Raw genomic sequence first — 16,312 nt, forward strand, 5'->3', positions numbered from 1 at the left:
TGTCTTACGTTACGACTTTGATTGGAGATGATTCAAAATGAGTATGCAATATGAGCAACTATTTGAAAAAATTCGTCCGGCAATTGATAGTAAGATAGCAGAGTTCAGGTATTTTCAATACGATGCCATAACGGCTGAAGAACTTTGGCGATACTGTGTTGAAAAAAAATGGCGTAAAAAGAAAATAGAACAACTACGCTTATACGAGGTGATCGCTACCATATTCTCAGTATCACCATCTGATATCGTCTCATTTAATCAAGTAGAGTTTTTACAAAGTAATAATTGGTTTGAAGAAGTAAATACAGAAGAATTACAATTACTGCTTGGTCCAGTCAAAACGTAAATAACGATGTGTCAAATCTTGTAATAAATCAAAGAAACCTTAAAGTGTTGAATTGACACCAAGCGCAACCTGTTTCATAATAAGTGTGTTGCGCTTTTTTTATTTTGAATGAGTGTTTACTTACATAAACCACCTAAGCGATTTTACATTTTACTTGCGTTTGGGAAGGTTAGTACCTAATAATACAAAGATAAACTTGCGCGTTATGAACGATTGAAATAAGTGAAGCAACCTTTTTGAGACACAGGTAACATGATTCTAAGGAAAAGGAGGATTAAGCGTTTCAAAAGGTATTGCTAGTTACTTGTTTGGCGTGTAAGGACAACCCTTACACCAATTCGAGGAGGATTTATTGATGAAACTAAAAAGTCGTATAGTTGCATTCCTATTAATTCTTGTGCTTTTTACAGCAGGAATTAGTACGACTGTAAACGGCGTCTTAAAGGACATTAAGCTTGGTCTTGACTTACAAGGCGGGTTTGAAGTGCTTTATGAGGTAAATGCATTAAAAGATGGACAAAAAATCACACCAGAAATTGTTACAGCAACATCGACTGCACTTGGTGAACGTGTAAATACTATGGGGGTTAGTGAACCGAGTATTCAGGTTGAGGACAAAAATCGTATTCGCGTGCAATTAGCTGGTGTTGAGGATCAGGAATCGGCACGTAAGTTATTGTCCACTTCTGCGAATTTAACATTCCGTGATGTTGATGATAATTTATTATTAGATGGAGACGATTTGAAAGCAAACGGTGCTAAAGACTCGTTTGACCAACAAAATCGTCCAATTGTATCCTTAACTTTAAAAGATGCGAAAAAATTTGCTGATATAACAAGTAAAATTGCTGCGAAACCTGCAGGACAAAATTTACTGGTTGTATGGTTAGACTTTGAAGAGGGTGTAGATTCCTTTAAAGCGGAATCACAAAAAGCAAAGCCTCGCTATGCTTCTGCAGCAACAGTTAGTCAAACATTAAATACAACAGATGTTATGATAAGTGGTAATTTCTCTGTTGAAGAAACAAAAAATTTATCGGATATATTAAATGCTGGGGCATTACCTGTTAAACTTGATGAAATCTACTCAACTTCTGTGGGTGCTCAGTTTGGTGATGCAGCGCTGAAAAGTACCATTTTTGCTGGTATTGTCGGCGTAGTCATTATTTTCTTATTTATGCTGTTCTACTATCGTTTACCAGGTTTTATTTCCATCATCACACTTGCTGTATTTACATTCTTAGTATTGGTTGTATTTGATTGGATTAATGCGGTATTAACGCTACCAGGTATCGCGGCCATCGTGCTTGGTATAGGGATGGCTGTAGACGCCAATATTTTAGCAGCAGAACGAATTCGTGAAGAGCTTCGAGTAGGCTATTCTGCTAAACAAGCCTTCCAAATTGGTTCTAAACAATCATTATCAGCCATTGTCGATGCACAGTTGACAACTTTATTAGCTGCAGCAGTATTGTTTCAATGGGGAACAAGCTCTGTTAAAGGATTTGCTACAACATTAATTATTAGTATTTTATTGAGCTTCCTAACAGCAGTTTGGGGTTCTCGTGTCCTATTAGGGCTACTTGTTAACAGTGGTTATTTCAATAATCCAGCATGGTATGGTATTGCAAAATCAAAACAACATAGTCTGGATGAAAATATTGGTGCATTAGATTTAACAACGAAATTTGATCGATTTGATTTTGTTCACAACCGTAAGAAATTCTATACATTCTCATTAGCAATTTTAGTGGCTGGTTTAGTTGTTATTGGTATTTTCCGCCTAAACCTAGGTATTGATTTCTCAAGCGGTACTCGTGTTCAAATTGAATCTGACCAAACTTTAACACAAGAAGAAGTATCCAAGTATCTAGATAGCATCGATTTTTCATCAGAAGATATCATACTCTCAGGTGAGAAAAGTAATGTAGCAGTTATTCGCTATAAAGATGATCTATCACAAGCAGATATTATAAAACTCAAAAAAGAAGCTGGCGAAAAATATGGCCATGAACCGGCTGTAAGTACCGTATCACCTACAGTTGGTAAGGAACTTGTGAAAAATGCCATTAAGGCATTGTCTCTCGCAGCACTAGGTATCATTATTTATGTGGCGATTCGCTTTGAATGGCGCATGGGTATTGGTGCAATTGTTTCATTATTGCATGACGTATTCTTAATCGTCGCTGTCTTTAGCTTCATGCGTTTAGAGGTGGATATTACATTTATTGCGGCTGTTTTAACAATTGTTGGTTACTCCATCAATGATACAATTGTTACATTTGACCGTATGCGTGAAAACTTAGATCGATATGATACAATTAATGACCGTGAAGTATTGGCGAATATTGTGAATAAATCACTACGCCAAACAATGGGACGCTCTGTTAATACAGTATTAACAGTTATTATCGTGGTCGTAGCCCTATTAATTTTCGGCGCACCATCTATTCAAAACTTCTCGATCGCATTATTGATTGGTTTAATTACAGGTATGTATTCTTCGATCTGTATTGCAGCTCAAATCTGGTATTCATTAAAAATTCGTGAAATGAAAAAATCAGATGGACAGCTACACAAGAAAGAGAAAAAACAATGGGGTACAGACGAACCTACTGTATAATTTAAAGAGCAGGGTAGAAAACGAATTATTTTCTATACCCTGCTTTTTTAATGCAAAAAATCTGCTAGCTTTTGTAAAAAGTAGCAGATTTCATATTTTATAGTTTAAATTGCTGAAGCAATGCTTGTAGCTGTTGAGCATTCTGACTTAGTTCCTCAGCGACCGCGTTCACTTGCTGCATTGTCGCCACTTGTTCATCAACAGACTCTGCAATCATTTGTGAGTTACTGGCTGATTGATTTGAAACACTGGCTATTTCCGTGACAGAGGCAGCAACCTGCTCAGCACTGGCAGAAATTTCTTCAGATGTGGCGGAGATTTCTTCAATTTGCTCAGTAAATGCTGTCACTGCTGATGTGATTGAGTAGAATGCATCTCCTGCCTCATGAATTTTATTCACTCCGTCATTTACAGAAGCTAGGCCATTATCAACAGCAGCTGCAACATTGCGTGTATCTGTTAGGATTTCCTTTGTAATGGCAACAATTTGACTTGCGGATTGATTGGATTCCTCAGCAAGTTTACGTACTTCATCAGCTACTACTGCAAACCCTTTTCCGTGTTCTCCAGCTCGCGCTGCTTCGATTGCAGCATTTAGTGCCAGTAAATTTGTTTGTTCTGAAATGGCCGTGATGACAGCAGTAATTTGGCCGATTTCTTCAGACTGTTTACTTAGTTTTTGGGTCAATGTAGCAATTTCAGTGGTAGCAACAGAAATGATCGTCATTTGTTCTTTCGCTGTGGAAATTGTTGTTCCTCCAGTAAGTGCAAGCTGGGTCATACTTTCTGCATTGTGATGAAGACTTTGCGTCGCTTCTGCAATACGTTGGACACCAGTTGCCGTTTCATCCATTGCCACGGCACTTTGCTGTGACGCACTAGCAGAAGAAGCGATATGTGTTGAGTTTTCTTGAATTCGTTGTGCAATATCATCAGAAGTCGCAGTCACTTCCTCTGTACTAGCAGAAAGCTCTTCAGAGACAGCTGATAGATGTGAAGCACTATCTTGGATGTTTGACATTAATCCAGTTAGATTTTGTTTTAATGTATTGACGGCAACTGCTAGTGTGCCAATTTCATCTTTTGATTGATGAGTAAGTTCAGCGATCGTTAAATCTCCTTGTGCTAATGTATCAGCTGCCTCAATGGCCTGACGTAGAGGCTGAATAATCGACCTTTTTACAAAATACATAAAGTACAAGCCAATTACTACGCTAGCCAAAAGTAGTGTGATGGCAATAATGATCGCTCGTGAAACTGTTTGATTAACTTCATCATCAACTTTTTGGAGCTGTGCATCATTATAATCTATTAAATCGGTCGTCAATTTGAAGATTTCCTTATTATTTTTTGTGACATCATTATTTATGTATGCGAGTGCTTTATCCACATTTCCGTTATTGAAGGCTTGAATTGCCTTTTCGGAATTGATAAGTAACTCGTTTTGCAGGGAAGTCAGTTGCTGCATAATATTTTTTGTATAATCAGAGCGAACAACAGCAGATAGTTCTTTCACTGATTCGGGTAATTGCTTTTCATAGTGCTCTAAATTGGCTTTAACTGTATCATCCTTATTATTTAAAATATAAGAACGTAAAAATAAACCTTGTGACGCTAGTTCCTGCCGTATTTTTTCCGTTAATTGGATTTGAACAATGCGATTGTCAAGCACTTCTTCTAGATCATTCTGTGTTGCTTTGAACTGAAGAAAGCTCACAATACTTGAAATAAAGAGTAAACATGTTAACGAAATGAAGCCCAGATTTAGTTTTTTACGAACGGACATAGACGTTCCTACTTTCTTTGATAAAATGAATGTTCTGAAATTACTATAACTTGATATTTTTACAAGGTCAATACGCAGAAAATTTTTAATAGTAGGAGTAGTGTTTCCCTTTTTACGGATCTTTTTAAGGAAAATATACCTATATGGAAGGCTTCTGAAAATTCGTGCTAGCCTCTTTCTCTTCAGAATTAATTGACAATTATTTCAGTTTGGCATAGAATTAAGGCTAACTTTTTGTTCGGTCAAGGTAGAAGACTACGGGAGCGTGGTCAGCCTAAGAACAGATGAGCTGAGTTTAGATGAGAATAGCTGAGAAATTGTTGAATAAGAGTAGTAGCATAAGTGTGCAATTTAGAGAGTCAGTGGCTGGTGAAAACTGATTTGTAGCTTATGTGAATGGACTTATGAGAGTCGCCTTTAAAAAGCGAACGTGATTCCCTACGTTATAGGGAGTGCTTGAACGTAGTGCCCCAGTGATCGAAAGTGTTAGCTGTGGCCTATGACAGGCATTAAAGTGAGAGCAATATGCTCTAATATGAGGTGGCAACGCGGTCATGATCGTCCTCTGCAATTAGGAACAATCCTTTTTGCAGGGGATTTTTTTATTTTCATTCAACAGAATAATTCCTCTTCATCCGTCTAGACATTAGCTAAAGGAATCTTTGAAAAAGGAGATTGAAAGCTATGCAAACAACGAGTTCGAGAACAAAAATGAAAACCATCAATGGCGATTCTTTAACACCGATTTTAATTTTTAGACGCTTACAGGGGAAGCATAAATTTTTGCTGGAGAGTTCAGCTCAACATGAGGGGGCAGGAAGGTTTTCTTTTATTGGTGCCAATCCAAGAAAAACGTATAAAGGGAGTGGGCAAGAAATTCAGGAGTATTCCTATCAAACAGGAAAAACCTATGTCCATAAAGGTGAACGTTTTGACCTACTTAAACGACTCATGCCACGCATCTGCAATACGACAAAATTTCCGTTCTCTGGCGGTGCTGTTGGATATATAAGTCATGGAAGAACGTCGATGATGCAAAACGATGAAATGGATTTCCCAGATGTTCATTTTCATGTGTATGAAACAATCGTTGTTTTTGATCATTTAACTGATGAAGTGACCTTGATCCATACAAATATAGAGGCGGAAAAACGAGAACCCGACTTGGAGGAACTGGCACAACAGTTGTTAAACGGGCATGCAAGTAAAGAAACAACTTACATTTATCAACCGTTTGCTACTTCCGTACAGGATCAATTTGCCGTAGCCCTAAAGAACATTCAAGCTAATTTGGATGAGGAAATGACAAGAGTGGTATTACCGAAGCGTTCTATTGCTGCATTTCAAGGAGACGCTTTTTCCTTATACAGACAGCTACGAAAAAAAAAGCCAGCTGCCTATATGTATTATGTAGAATTTGAAGATCATGTGGTAGTAGGAACTTCTCCTGAAAGTCTAATACAGGTAAAAGGCGAGCGAGTGATTGCAACCCCAACAGAGGGAATATACCCAAGAGGGGAAACTAAAAGCGATGATTTAGAAAATGAAAGAAAACTATACGACCATGTGGAGATTAGAAAATCACATGCCATTCTTGTTAGCGTAGTACAACAAGCGTTACAGTCTGTTTGTTTTCGGGGCTCCATTCAGGTGATCGATGCTAGGCGAATCGAGAGGTCAAAGCAAGCTTTACACATGACTTCAACGGTAGAAGGACGGCTTTTATCTATGCTTCACGCTCTTGATGTATTGGCAGCAACGTTACCACTACTTTCAACAACAGAGATACCTAAGGATCAGGCACCGCATTATTTAGAAAAATGGCATCATTCTGCTGGTATTTTTGGTGGAGCTCTCGGCTTCATTGGCTTTAATGGGCATTTGGATTTTGCTTTAACAGGGCAATCAATTGTTGTGGAACAAGCAACTATGCATATGCAATCGACCATCACGGTCACAAAATATACGGATGTACTAGAGATTTTACAACAGATGCAAAAGGAAGATCGAGCATATTTACAGTTATTGGCCAATAATGGAGGGCGAAAAGAATGAAACAATTACGGCAGAAAGTGTTGCAAGGGGAGCATTTGATGTATGAAGAAATGCTAGAGGTGGCCCAATGGATATTTCGGGATGATACGCCTAAAGAAGAAATCTCCAGCTTTTTAACAGCCTTAGCTGTGAAAGGGGAGACTGCTCATGAGGTAGCGGCATTAGCAACAACTATGCGCTCATTTGCCCGTGATGTCCCTGCAAAGGAAGGGCATTATATGGACAATTGCGGTACTGGTGGTGATGGCCTTCATACATTTAATATCAGTACAGCCTCTGCATTTGTGCTAGCTGGAGCTGGTGTAAAAATCGCTAAGCATGGCAATCGTAAAATTTCGTCTTCATCTGGCAGTTCGGATGTTTTGGAGGCATTAGGCATTCATACAGAGATTACAATTTCACAAACTGTAGAGCTGCTGGAAAGAGAAGGTATTGCTTTTATATATGCACCGAATGTTCATCCTAAATTAAGGCGGATTGGTGAGGTGCGTCGTTCACTTGGTCGACCAACTATCTTTAATCTAGTTGGCCCTTTAACAAATCCAATATCCCTTTTATCACAATTTACAGGCATTAATCGTCCCCATTTTGTTATGGAATATGCCTCTGTCCTACAAATGTTGGGACGTGAAAGAGCAATTGTTGTTTCAGGTCCTCACGGGCTTGACGAGGCTTCCTTAGCAGGACAAAATACATTGGTTTTATTAGATAAAGGCGATCTGATTCCATTTTCATTGACAGCAGAGGATGTTGGTCTTCGCTCTGCACCATTAGAGGACATTCGCGGTGGCAATGCAGATGAAAATGCAGTGATTATGCAAAATTTATTGGCTGGGAAGCAGAGTGCCTATTTGGATACAGTATTGTTAAATTCTGGTATTGGCTTATTCGGGCATGGTCAAGCAGAAACGATTCAAGAGGGAGTGGCCATGGCGAAGGAAAGTATTGTAAGTGGGCGAGCACTACAAAAATTAGAAGCAGTTGTAGCCTATAGCGAGCAATTAAAAGAAGTGGAGGTAGGACAATGAATATTCTGCATAAAATTCTTCAACAAAAGAGGATAGAAGTAGGAGCATTACTAGAACAGCCAGATCCTTTAGCGGGTTTTACAGAAAAGCCACGCCCATCGCTGTTTCAATCGTTGCGTCAAGCAAATACATTGCAGGTCATTGCTGAAATGAAACGTGCTTCACCTTCTAAGGGGTTAATTGCAGGTGGGGCAGACCCAGTTGCTCAGGCACAAGTCTATGCACAAGCAGGAGCAGTAGCTATTTCTATATTAACAGACAAGGAATTTTTTAAAGGCTCCTTTGAAGATTTAGCAGCAGTTGCTCGTGTTGTGAATATGCCTCTTCTTTGTAAGGATTTTATGATTGATCGAGTGCAAATTCGATTTGCAAAAGCAGCGGGTGCATCCATCATTTTATTGATCGTGGCTGCATTAACGGATGAAGCATTACGTAATTTATATAGCTATGCAACGAGCTTAGGCTTAGAGGTTTTAGTCGAAGTGCATGATAGAGAGGAGCTCGAACGGGCCCTTGCAGTAGATGCGAAACTGATTGGTGTTAATAATCGAGATTTACGTTCCTTTGAGGTTAGTCTACAACGGACACAAGAGATTGCAGAAGCTTTTCCATTTGATGAGGAGCATGTATTAATTAGTGAAAGCGGTATTTGGTCGCAGGAAGATGCGACTCAAGTAATGGCTATGGGCGCTAGAGGGGTTCTTGTAGGGGAAGCATTAATGCGGAGCGGTAACGCAAAACTAGCACTCCGACGTTTACAAGTACAAAAAGAGGAGACTTCAGTATGACAAAAGTTAAAATTTGTGGATTACAAGAACAAGAACATGTCAAAACAGCTATTCATGCTGGTGCGGATGCTATTGGCTTTGTATTTGCACCAAGTAAACGTCGTGTATCCATTGAGCAAGCCCAACTGTTAGCGAAGCAAGTACCACAAGGTGTTTTGAAAATAGGTGTCTTTGTCAATCCAACACCAGCTGAATTACAGGAAGCGGTAGAACGAGTGCCTTTAGACTATGTGCAATACCACGGGGAGGAAACAGCAGCATTTATTAAAGATCAAGGTTATCCAGCTATTAAAGCATTGTCTGTACGTACAAAAGAGGATGTGCAAGCTGCTACTAATTATCAGGTGGACTACTATTTATTTGATGCCCCTGGAACTGATTTTAAAGGTGGTAGTGGTCAAACTTTTGATTGGACTCTTCTCGATGAAGTGGGAATTCCGCGGGAAAGATTAATACTAGCTGGTGGACTCAAGATGGACAATATTGAAGGCGCCATTACAAATGTAGCCCCTTACATGGTAGATGTGTCAAGCGGTGTAGAAACAGATGGCATCAAGGATCATAAAAAAATACGCACATTTTTACAAACGGCAAAGAGGGGGCATATATAATGACATTTTCGATCGCAAATAGTGTACCAACAAAAGAAGGACGATTCGGTCAATTTGGCGGACAGTTCGTACCAGAAACATTAATGACTGCCTTGCTAGAATTAGAAACTGCCTACGAGGAGGCAGTAAAAGATTCAGTGTTTACAGAGGAGCTGTCCTATTATTTGCAGGATTATGTTGGACGTGAAACCCCGCTCTATTACGCAGAAAATTTAACGAAGAAGCTTGGAGGAGCCAAAATCTATTTAAAGCGCGAAGACTTAAATCATACAGGTGCACATAAAATTAATAACGCGATTGGCCAAGCGCTTCTTGCCAAACGCATGGGTAAAAGGAAGATTGTTGCCGAGACAGGTGCCGGGCAGCATGGTGTAGCAACGGCTACCGCATGTGCATTGTTAAACCTGGACTGTGTTGTATTTATGGGCGCAGAAGATATCAAACGTCAGCAGTTAAATGTTTTTCGTATGGAATTACTTGGCACGAAGGTCCAATCGGTGGAAAGTGGTTCACAAACATTAAAAGATGCTGTGAATGCTGCTTTGCGCTATTGGGTGGCAAATGTGGAGGATACGCATTATATTTTAGGCTCTGCCTTAGGCCCTCATCCATTTCCTAGAATCGTTCGAGACTTTCAGCGTGTTATCGGGGTAGAAACGAGAAAGCAAATTGTGCAAAAGGAAGGTCGTTTACCAGATGCAGTTGTTGCTTGTATTGGCGGCGGCAGTAACGCGATCGGTATGTTTCATCCGTTCGTTGATGATGAATCAGTTGCCTTATACGGTGTAGAGGCAGCAGGGAGTGGTCTTGAAACTGGGAAGCATGCAGCCGCAATTGCAGGTGGACAATTGGGCGTATTGCATGGTGCCTACATGTATTTATTACAGGATGAAAACGGCTTTGTCCAAGAAGCTCACTCTATTTCAGCTGGGTTAGACTATCCGGGGAAAGGACCAGAGCTTTGTTATTTACATGATATTGGTCGAGCACAATTTGATTCCATCACAGATGCTGAAGCATTAGAAGGCTTACAATTATTAAGTCGAACAGAGGGTATACTTCCAGCGCTTGAAAGTTCCCATGCTATAGCTTATACAGCAAAGCTTGCTAAAACAATGCCGAGTGACAACGTTATTGTTGTGTGCTTATCAGGTCGAGGTGATAAAGACGTACACACAGTTCGTGCAGTACTAGGAGGGGAAATTAAATGATGACTTTACAACAAGCGATTGGCCAGGAAAAGATTGCTGGACATAAAGCTTTTATACCGTATATCATGGCGGGTGATGGAGGACTAGAAACGATCAAGCCAACGATCTTAACACTACAGCAACTAGGTGTGACAGCTATTGAAGTAGGTATTCCGTTTACAGATCCTGTTGCAGATGGTCCAACAATTGAACGGGCTGGGGAACGTGCGTTGGCAGCTGGTGTAACGTTGAAGAAAGTGTTACAAGCTCTCGCTTCGTTTAGAGATGAAATAACGGTACCTTTAGTGGTAATGACTTATTTTAATCCTGTATTAGCTTATGGATTAGATGCTTTTGCTCAAGCTTGTGTAGCTGGAGGCGTGAAGGGAATAATCGTACCAGATGTGCCGTTAGAGGAAAGTAAGATTTTACGGGAGGCCTTAAATCCATACAACATTGATGTTGTCCAACTTGTATCTTTAACAAGTCCTCCTGAGCGTATTGCACGAATTGCTACTGCAAGCCAAGGATTTGTTTATGCAGTGACTGTTAACGGAATTACAGGCGAACGGACTAATTTTGCTACTAATTTAGAACATCATTTTGCACGCTTGTGTCAGGTTAGTCCAATTCCAGTTATGGCAGGCTTCGGCATTTCGACACCTGAGCAAGTGAAAAGGATGGGGGAATTGGGAGATGGGGTCATTGTCGGAAGTGCCATCGTTACGGCCTTGCATGAAGGTGAGATGGCAAGAGTTGAAGCACTAATAGAAGCTTCGAAAGGCGTGTACGCGAAGTCTACTCTATAAAAGAGTAGACTTTTTTGCTGTGAGAAGGATAGAATGCTGAAATTGACGGATAGATAAGGAAAAGTGACGGGTAGCTATTTCAAATCGATGGATAAAACTATCAATCTAACGGATAGTGCGTATCCTACAGAATTTCGGTATAATAGCTTTCGTAAGGAAGTGAGAAGATGATTCTATCGAAAAAAAGATGGCAAGTGGAGCGACCAGACATAAAACTTGTACAAGCATTACAAAATGACTTACAACTTTCTGCGATTGCAGCAAAAATTTTAGCAGCACGGGGCTGTGAAACAACAGCTGATGCAGAAAGCTTATTAAATATGACAGAAGCGAATGTTCATGACCCATTTCTTATGCATGGTATGGCAGAAGCGGTGGCACGAATTGAGCAGGCATTAGATAATGGAGAGAAAATTTTAGTCTACGGTGATTATGATGCTGATGGTGTAACAAGCACGACCGTTATGCTAAATGTCTTACTGGATCTTGGTGCTGATGTATCGTTTAAAATTCCAAATCGATTTATTCATGGCTATGGGCCACACGAGGCTCTATTTCGTGAAGCTTATGATGAAGGTGTGCAGTTAATTATTACAGTAGATAATGGGATATCAGGTATTGAACCTATTCGTGTGGCGAAGGAACTTGGCTTAGATGTCATCGTGACCGATCACCATGAACCAGGTGAGGAACTACCACCGGCTGATATCATATTACACCCACGTTTACCAGAGGGGCATTATCCTTTTGGGGAGCTTGCTGGTGTAGGTGTAGCCTTTAAGCTTGCACACGCTCTATATGGAGAACTGCCAACTCATTTAATAGAATATGTAGCGATTGGAACGGTAGCCGATTTAGTGCCGTTAGTGGATGAAAATCGTTACCTCGTTAAACGAGGCATAGAGGAAATGCGTCTTTCCCTAAGTCCGTGGGTACAAGCCATGTGCGACATTGCGAGTACAGAGCAGGCAAAAATTAATGAAGAAACAATTGGATTTTATTTTGGTCCTCGCTTAAATGCAGTTGGTCGACTCGGCGAAGCATCTCCTGGAGTTGATTTATTGATGGCTGAGGATAATGCAAAGGCAACAGCATTGGCTAAACAGCTAAATGCCTGCAATACAGAGCGCAAGGATATTGTGAAGAGTATTACAGATGAAGCCATTGCTTTAATTGAAGCAGATAAGAAAATTAGTGATTCTTTAGTTCTTGTTGTAGCAGGGGAAGGATGGAATGCAGGGGTTGTGGGGATCGTTGCTTCACGTCTTGTTGAGCAATACTATCGTCCAACAATTGTCCTTTCACTTGACCCTGATAAAGGTACAGCAAAAGGCTCTGCACGAAGTATTGAAGGCTTCCATTTATATAACGAACTGGCCAAAAACCGGGATATTTTACCTCACTTTGGGGGGCATCCTATGGCAGCAGGCATGACTTTATCCATCGAACATGTGGATGAACTACGATCACGCTTGGATGCACAGGCAAGAGCATGTTTAACAGAAGAACATTTAACACCAGTAGTTCACATTGATATTCCGCTAAGTATAGATGAAATTTCAGCGGATGCTATTGAAGAAGTCTCAACGCTCGGACCGTTTGGCACAGATTTTCCAAAGCCTATTTATGTGCTTGAGGATGTTGAAATTTCCTCTATGCGAAAAATTGGAGCGGCTGAGAACCATATAAAAATGGAATTAACGAACGGCTATGACAAATTGGATAGTGTCGGTTTTCATAAAGGACATTTACATGATGAATTAACCTATGGTATAAAAGTATCTTTTATTGGTGATTTGCAAATTAACGAGTGGCAAGGTCGTAAAAAAGCTCAATTTATGATTGAAGATGTTCAAACAACAGAATGGCAGCTTTTTGATATCCGTGGTATCCGTCAAACAGCTCGCTGGCTGAATACTGTACCAAAGGAAAAGGCGATATTTATAGCCTTTCGTCCAGCAACGATGACCTATTATCAAACATTGATTGATGTTCCTATTACAGTAGTTGACCCTACTCTTTCAAACATCGGACAAAGTGATTATATCGTGCTCTTAGATTTGCCACAAAATATGCAAAGACTAGAAGCGGTTTTACAGAAAACGAGCCCTTCTCGCATTTATGCGCACTTTTATATGCCTGATTCACAATATTTTAATGTTTTACCTACGCGAGAGCAATTTTCTTGGTATTATAAATTTTTGAAAAATCGACCAGCATTTCCGCTTGATATGCATTTAGCAGACCTAGCCAAGCATACTGGATGGCCATTAGATACATTAAAATTTATGACACAGGTGTTTTTTGAGCTTGATTTTGTTAAAATGGAGGGTGGACTGACGACTGTCAACGCGAATGCCCCAAAACAAGCATTAACGGAGGCACCGTCTTACAAACAACGTTCAGAACAGATTGAGATGGAGCAAATGCTTGTCTATGCCCCTTATATAGAATTAAAACAATGGTTTGATGAACGAATACATGACTAGACGATAAACGTTTCGTAGGAGGAGCAATAACATGGATTTAAAGCAATACGTTACAACGGTTGAAGACTGGCCGAAAGAGGGTATTACATTCAGAGATATTACTACAATTATGGATCATGGACCTGCATACAAATATGCAACAGATCAAATTGTAGAATATGCAAAAGAATTGGGTGCAGAAATTATAGTGGGTCCTGAAGCTCGTGGTTTTATTATTGGATGCCCAGTTGCCTATGCCCTTGAAATCGGCTTTGCCCCTGTCCGCAAACCAGGAAAATTACCACGCGAGGTTATTAGTGCAGACTATGGTCTTGAATATGGCAAAGATACATTAACAATGCATAATGATGCGATTAAGCCTGGCCAAAAAGTATTAATCTGCGATGATTTACTAGCAACTGGCGGTACGGTAGAAGCCACTGTTCGTCTAGTGGAACAATTAGGCGGCCAGGTAGTAGGTTGTGCCTTCCTTATTGAACTTTTAGAATTAAATGGTCGTGCAAAGCTTGGCGACTTAAATATTAAAACACTTATTCAATATTAAGAGCATTGAAAAAAGCGCCCATTGTAGTGGCGCTTTTTTTATTCTTCCTCGTAGGATTGAATGATTTTTTGCATTGTTCGCAAAGTATCGTAGAAATCGGCATATTTTTCGACACCGATATCATCAATAATTCGATCTTGAATCGTTTGCCATATAGGGGCAGCTTCATGTAACTTTTCTAGCCCTTTATCTGTGAGTGTAATGATTTTAGAGCGAGCGTCATGCGCATCACGCTTTAATTCTACATAGCCATATTGCTTTAATAGATTGATATTACGTGTCACTGTGGTTTGATCGAGCAACAAAATTTCACCTAAACGGCTAATCGACACAGCTTGCTGAAGGTCGATGTGGGCAAGCATAGAATATTGAGTCACTTTTAATCCTGTAGGTTGAAGTAACTTATCATATAATTGCGTCACTACTCTTGTTTTTTTTCGAAGATTTGCACAAACACATATTTGTGTATAATCGATATTATTAAGTTGATTCTTCATGGTCAGTACTCCTTTAACGGGATTCTACTAATTGTAAGTATACACCTAAGGGCTAGAAATTACTTCTTGACAGCTTTATAATTTAATGGTTATTATCACTATACATGTATATACATATAAATGAGCGAATATACTCTGATATATGTATATACATGTTTTATGGGAGAGTCTTACAAGAAATGTAGGTGGTAAAATGAAGCGTATTCATTACAGTTGGTTTATTTTAGTAGTCACATTTTTCTCCATTATAGTAGCAGGAATTACTATGTCATCATCTGGTGTTTTTATTGATCCTCTAGAAACGGAATTTCAATGGGATCGATCGATGATTGCACTAGCATTTGCTATAAGTTTATTTTTATATGGAATTTCTGGACCATTCATGGCAGCTTTGCTTGAAGTCATTGGTTTAAAGAAGATGATGATTAGTGCAATGGCTACTTTAGTGTTTGGGATGTCTTTAACATTTTTCATGAGTCAATCATGGCAGTTAATCATTATTTGGGGAGGTATCATTGGCCTTGGAGCTAGCCTCTTTTTAACGGTGCTCAGTCCTTATGTAGCCAATCATTGGTTTGTAAAAAGGAGAGGATTAGCGGTTGGTATTCTAACGGCTAGTACGGCCACAGGTCAACTCATTTTACTGCCAGTTCTAGCTATTATCATTGACCACTATTCTTGGAGATGGGCAATCGGTTTGATTCTTCTTCTGAGTATAATTATGTTGGTATTAATTTCTATTTTTATAAAAAATAAGCCTCGGGATTTGGGATTAACACCTTATGGACAAGAAGTGATGGTTGAAAATCAGCAAGTGCAGCTGAAGAAAAATCCAATTAGTATTGCCTTCAATGGCTTATTAGAGGCGGTAAAGGTCAAAACATTTTGGCTATTAGCAGGGAGCTTTTTTATTTGTGGTCTTTCAACGAGTGGATTAATTGGTACTCATTTCGTCTCTTACTGTATTAGCTTTGGTATACCTTTAGTAACTGCTGCGTCGCTCCTCTCTTTTATGGGTGTGTTTAATTTACTAGGTACTACTGCATCTGGCTGGCTATCAGATCGTTTTGATAATCGTTGGTTATTATTCTGGTATTACTTGCTAAGAGGAGCATCTCTTTTACTACTCCCTTATGCATTGGCACAAGGTTCCTTTGTTTTAATGACTATTTTTTCCGTCTTTTATGGACTGGATTGGATTGCTACAGTGCCACCAACAATCAGTATCACTCGACAAATTTTCGGTGTGCAAAAAAGCAGTATTATTTATGGATGGATATTTGCCTCTCATCAAGCGGGAGCGGCAGTTGCTGCGTATGGAGGCGGTTTGATTTATAAATATTTCAATTCTTATACATGGGCTTTTTTCCTTGCAGGAATGTTTTGTGCATTGGCCAGTTTATTCGTTATCATTGTCAAAAAACAAACTTCTCAGGAAGCACAAGCAAACTAATCATGAAAAGTTGAACCTCGATATGACGGGGTTCAACTTTTTTATTGAATTTTATTTTGACAGAATACAAACAAAAGTTTATAATGTAAACAA

13 protein-coding genes and 1 other annotated feature are annotated in these 16,312 nt (G+C 39.5%); of the genes, 11 read left to right on the forward strand and 2 right to left on the reverse strand.

Going from position 1 to position 16,312, the window contains the following annotated elements:
- The first annotated feature begins 37 nt into the window (after window positions 1-37).
- Both AO843_RS00420 and secDF read left to right on the forward strand, forming a co-directional pair.
- Window positions 38-346 (forward strand): post-transcriptional regulator, encoded by a 309-nt coding sequence (locus AO843_RS00420; protein WP_054609193.1) that lies wholly within the window; start codon window positions 38-40, stop codon window positions 344-346.
- A gap of 355 nt (window positions 347-701) precedes the next feature.
- Window positions 702-2,969, forward strand: coding sequence for a protein translocase subunit SecDF (gene secDF / locus AO843_RS00425; protein ID WP_054609194.1), 2,268 nt, complete (start codon window positions 702-704; stop codon window positions 2,967-2,969).
- Window positions 2,970-3,066: 97 nt separating this feature from the next.
- On the opposite strand, the gene AO843_RS00430 is transcribed toward secDF, so the two are convergent.
- Window positions 3,067-4,755: a methyl-accepting chemotaxis protein gene (locus tag AO843_RS00430; RefSeq protein ID WP_054609195.1), complete on the reverse strand. Its 1,689-nt coding sequence runs from the start codon at window positions 4,753-4,755 to the stop codon at window positions 3,067-3,069.
- Window positions 4,756-5,066: 311 nt separating this feature from the next.
- Window positions 5,067-5,324, forward strand: a binding site (T-box leader).
- Window positions 5,325-5,439: 115 nt separating this feature from the next.
- On the opposite strand from AO843_RS00430, the gene AO843_RS00435 reads away from it, so the two are divergent.
- The 8 genes from AO843_RS00435 (at window position 5,440) to AO843_RS00470 (ending at window position 14,269) form a co-directional block, all read left to right on the forward strand.
- Window positions 5,440-6,810 carry a chorismate-binding protein gene (locus tag AO843_RS00435; RefSeq protein WP_054609196.1) on the forward strand — a complete coding sequence of 457 codons (1,371 nt, stop codon included), beginning with the start codon at window positions 5,440-5,442 and terminating at the stop codon, window positions 6,808-6,810.
- Entirely contained in the window at window positions 6,807-7,838 is a 1,032-nt protein-coding gene (gene trpD, locus AO843_RS00440) for an anthranilate phosphoribosyltransferase (protein ID WP_054609197.1), read from the forward strand. The genes AO843_RS00435 and trpD overlap by 4 nt, the downstream gene beginning before the upstream one ends.
- Window positions 7,835-8,626 carry an indole-3-glycerol phosphate synthase TrpC gene (trpC, locus tag AO843_RS00445; RefSeq protein WP_054609198.1) on the forward strand — a complete coding sequence of 264 codons (792 nt, stop codon included), beginning with the start codon at window positions 7,835-7,837 and terminating at the stop codon, window positions 8,624-8,626. Before trpD ends, trpC begins: the two co-directional genes overlap by 4 nt.
- Window positions 8,623-9,237: a phosphoribosylanthranilate isomerase gene (locus AO843_RS00450; protein ID WP_054609199.1), complete on the forward strand. Its 615-nt coding sequence runs from the start codon at window positions 8,623-8,625 to the stop codon at window positions 9,235-9,237. Before trpC ends, AO843_RS00450 begins: the two co-directional genes overlap by 4 nt.
- Window positions 9,237-10,448: a tryptophan synthase subunit beta gene (trpB, locus tag AO843_RS00455; protein WP_054609200.1), complete on the forward strand. Its 1,212-nt coding sequence runs from the start codon at window positions 9,237-9,239 to the stop codon at window positions 10,446-10,448. Before AO843_RS00450 ends, trpB begins: the two co-directional genes overlap by 1 nt.
- Window positions 10,445-11,236 (forward strand): tryptophan synthase subunit alpha, encoded by a 792-nt coding sequence (gene trpA / locus AO843_RS00460; protein ID WP_082389348.1) that lies wholly within the window; start codon window positions 10,445-10,447, stop codon window positions 11,234-11,236. The genes trpB and trpA overlap by 4 nt, the downstream gene beginning before the upstream one ends.
- 167 nt (window positions 11,237-11,403) lie before the next feature.
- On the forward strand, window positions 11,404-13,725 hold the full coding sequence (gene recJ, locus AO843_RS00465) for a single-stranded-DNA-specific exonuclease RecJ (protein WP_054609201.1): 2,322 nt from the start codon (window positions 11,404-11,406) through the stop codon (window positions 13,723-13,725).
- 31 nt (window positions 13,726-13,756) lie between these two features.
- On the forward strand, window positions 13,757-14,269 hold the full coding sequence (locus tag AO843_RS00470) for an adenine phosphoribosyltransferase (RefSeq protein WP_054609202.1): 513 nt from the start codon (window positions 13,757-13,759) through the stop codon (window positions 14,267-14,269).
- A 38-nt stretch (window positions 14,270-14,307) separates the two neighbouring features.
- Here AO843_RS00470 and AO843_RS00475 read toward each other — a convergent pair whose 3' ends face one another.
- A complete protein-coding gene (locus AO843_RS00475) occupies window positions 14,308-14,766 on the reverse strand; it encodes a MarR family winged helix-turn-helix transcriptional regulator (protein WP_054609203.1) in 459 nt (152 codons plus the stop codon).
- Window positions 14,767-14,959: 193 nt separating this feature from the next.
- On the opposite strand from AO843_RS00475, the gene AO843_RS00480 reads away from it, so the two are divergent.
- Window positions 14,960-16,219, forward strand: a complete 1,260-nt coding sequence (locus AO843_RS00480; protein ID WP_054609204.1) for an MFS transporter — start codon at window positions 14,960-14,962, stop codon at window positions 16,217-16,219.
- The last annotated feature ends 93 nt before the right edge of the window (window positions 16,220-16,312 follow it).

This window comes from Lysinibacillus sp. ZYM-1 (assembly GCF_001308875.1).
GTDB lineage: Bacteria > Bacillota > Bacilli > Bacillales_A > Planococcaceae > Lysinibacillus.

Bases quoted from the DNA above. Each gene is read 5' to 3' on its own strand.
- AO843_RS00420 (WP_054609193.1), top strand. From the start codon at position 38: ATGAGTATGCAATATGAGCAACTATTTGAAAAAATTCGTCCGGCAATT.
- secDF (WP_054609194.1), top strand. From the start codon at position 702: ATGAAACTAAAAAGTCGTATAGTTGCATTCCTATTAATTCTTGTGCTT.
- AO843_RS00430 (WP_054609195.1), bottom strand. From the start codon at position 4,755: ATGTCCGTTCGTAAAAAACTAAATCTGGGCTTCATTTCGTTAACATGT.
- AO843_RS00435 (WP_054609196.1), top strand. From the start codon at position 5,440: ATGCAAACAACGAGTTCGAGAACAAAAATGAAAACCATCAATGGCGAT.
- trpD (WP_054609197.1), top strand. From the start codon at position 6,807: ATGAAACAATTACGGCAGAAAGTGTTGCAAGGGGAGCATTTGATGTAT.
- trpC (WP_054609198.1), top strand. From the start codon at position 7,835: ATGAATATTCTGCATAAAATTCTTCAACAAAAGAGGATAGAAGTAGGA.
- AO843_RS00450 (WP_054609199.1), top strand. From the start codon at position 8,623: ATGACAAAAGTTAAAATTTGTGGATTACAAGAACAAGAACATGTCAAA.
- trpB (WP_054609200.1), top strand. From the start codon at position 9,237: ATGACATTTTCGATCGCAAATAGTGTACCAACAAAAGAAGGACGATTC.
- trpA (WP_082389348.1), top strand. From the start codon at position 10,445: ATGATGACTTTACAACAAGCGATTGGCCAGGAAAAGATTGCTGGACAT.
- recJ (WP_054609201.1), top strand. From the start codon at position 11,404: ATGATTCTATCGAAAAAAAGATGGCAAGTGGAGCGACCAGACATAAAA.
- AO843_RS00470 (WP_054609202.1), top strand. From the start codon at position 13,757: ATGGATTTAAAGCAATACGTTACAACGGTTGAAGACTGGCCGAAAGAG.
- AO843_RS00475 (WP_054609203.1), bottom strand. From the start codon at position 14,766: ATGAAGAATCAACTTAATAATATCGATTATACACAAATATGTGTTTGT.
- AO843_RS00480 (WP_054609204.1), top strand. From the start codon at position 14,960: ATGAAGCGTATTCATTACAGTTGGTTTATTTTAGTAGTCACATTTTTC.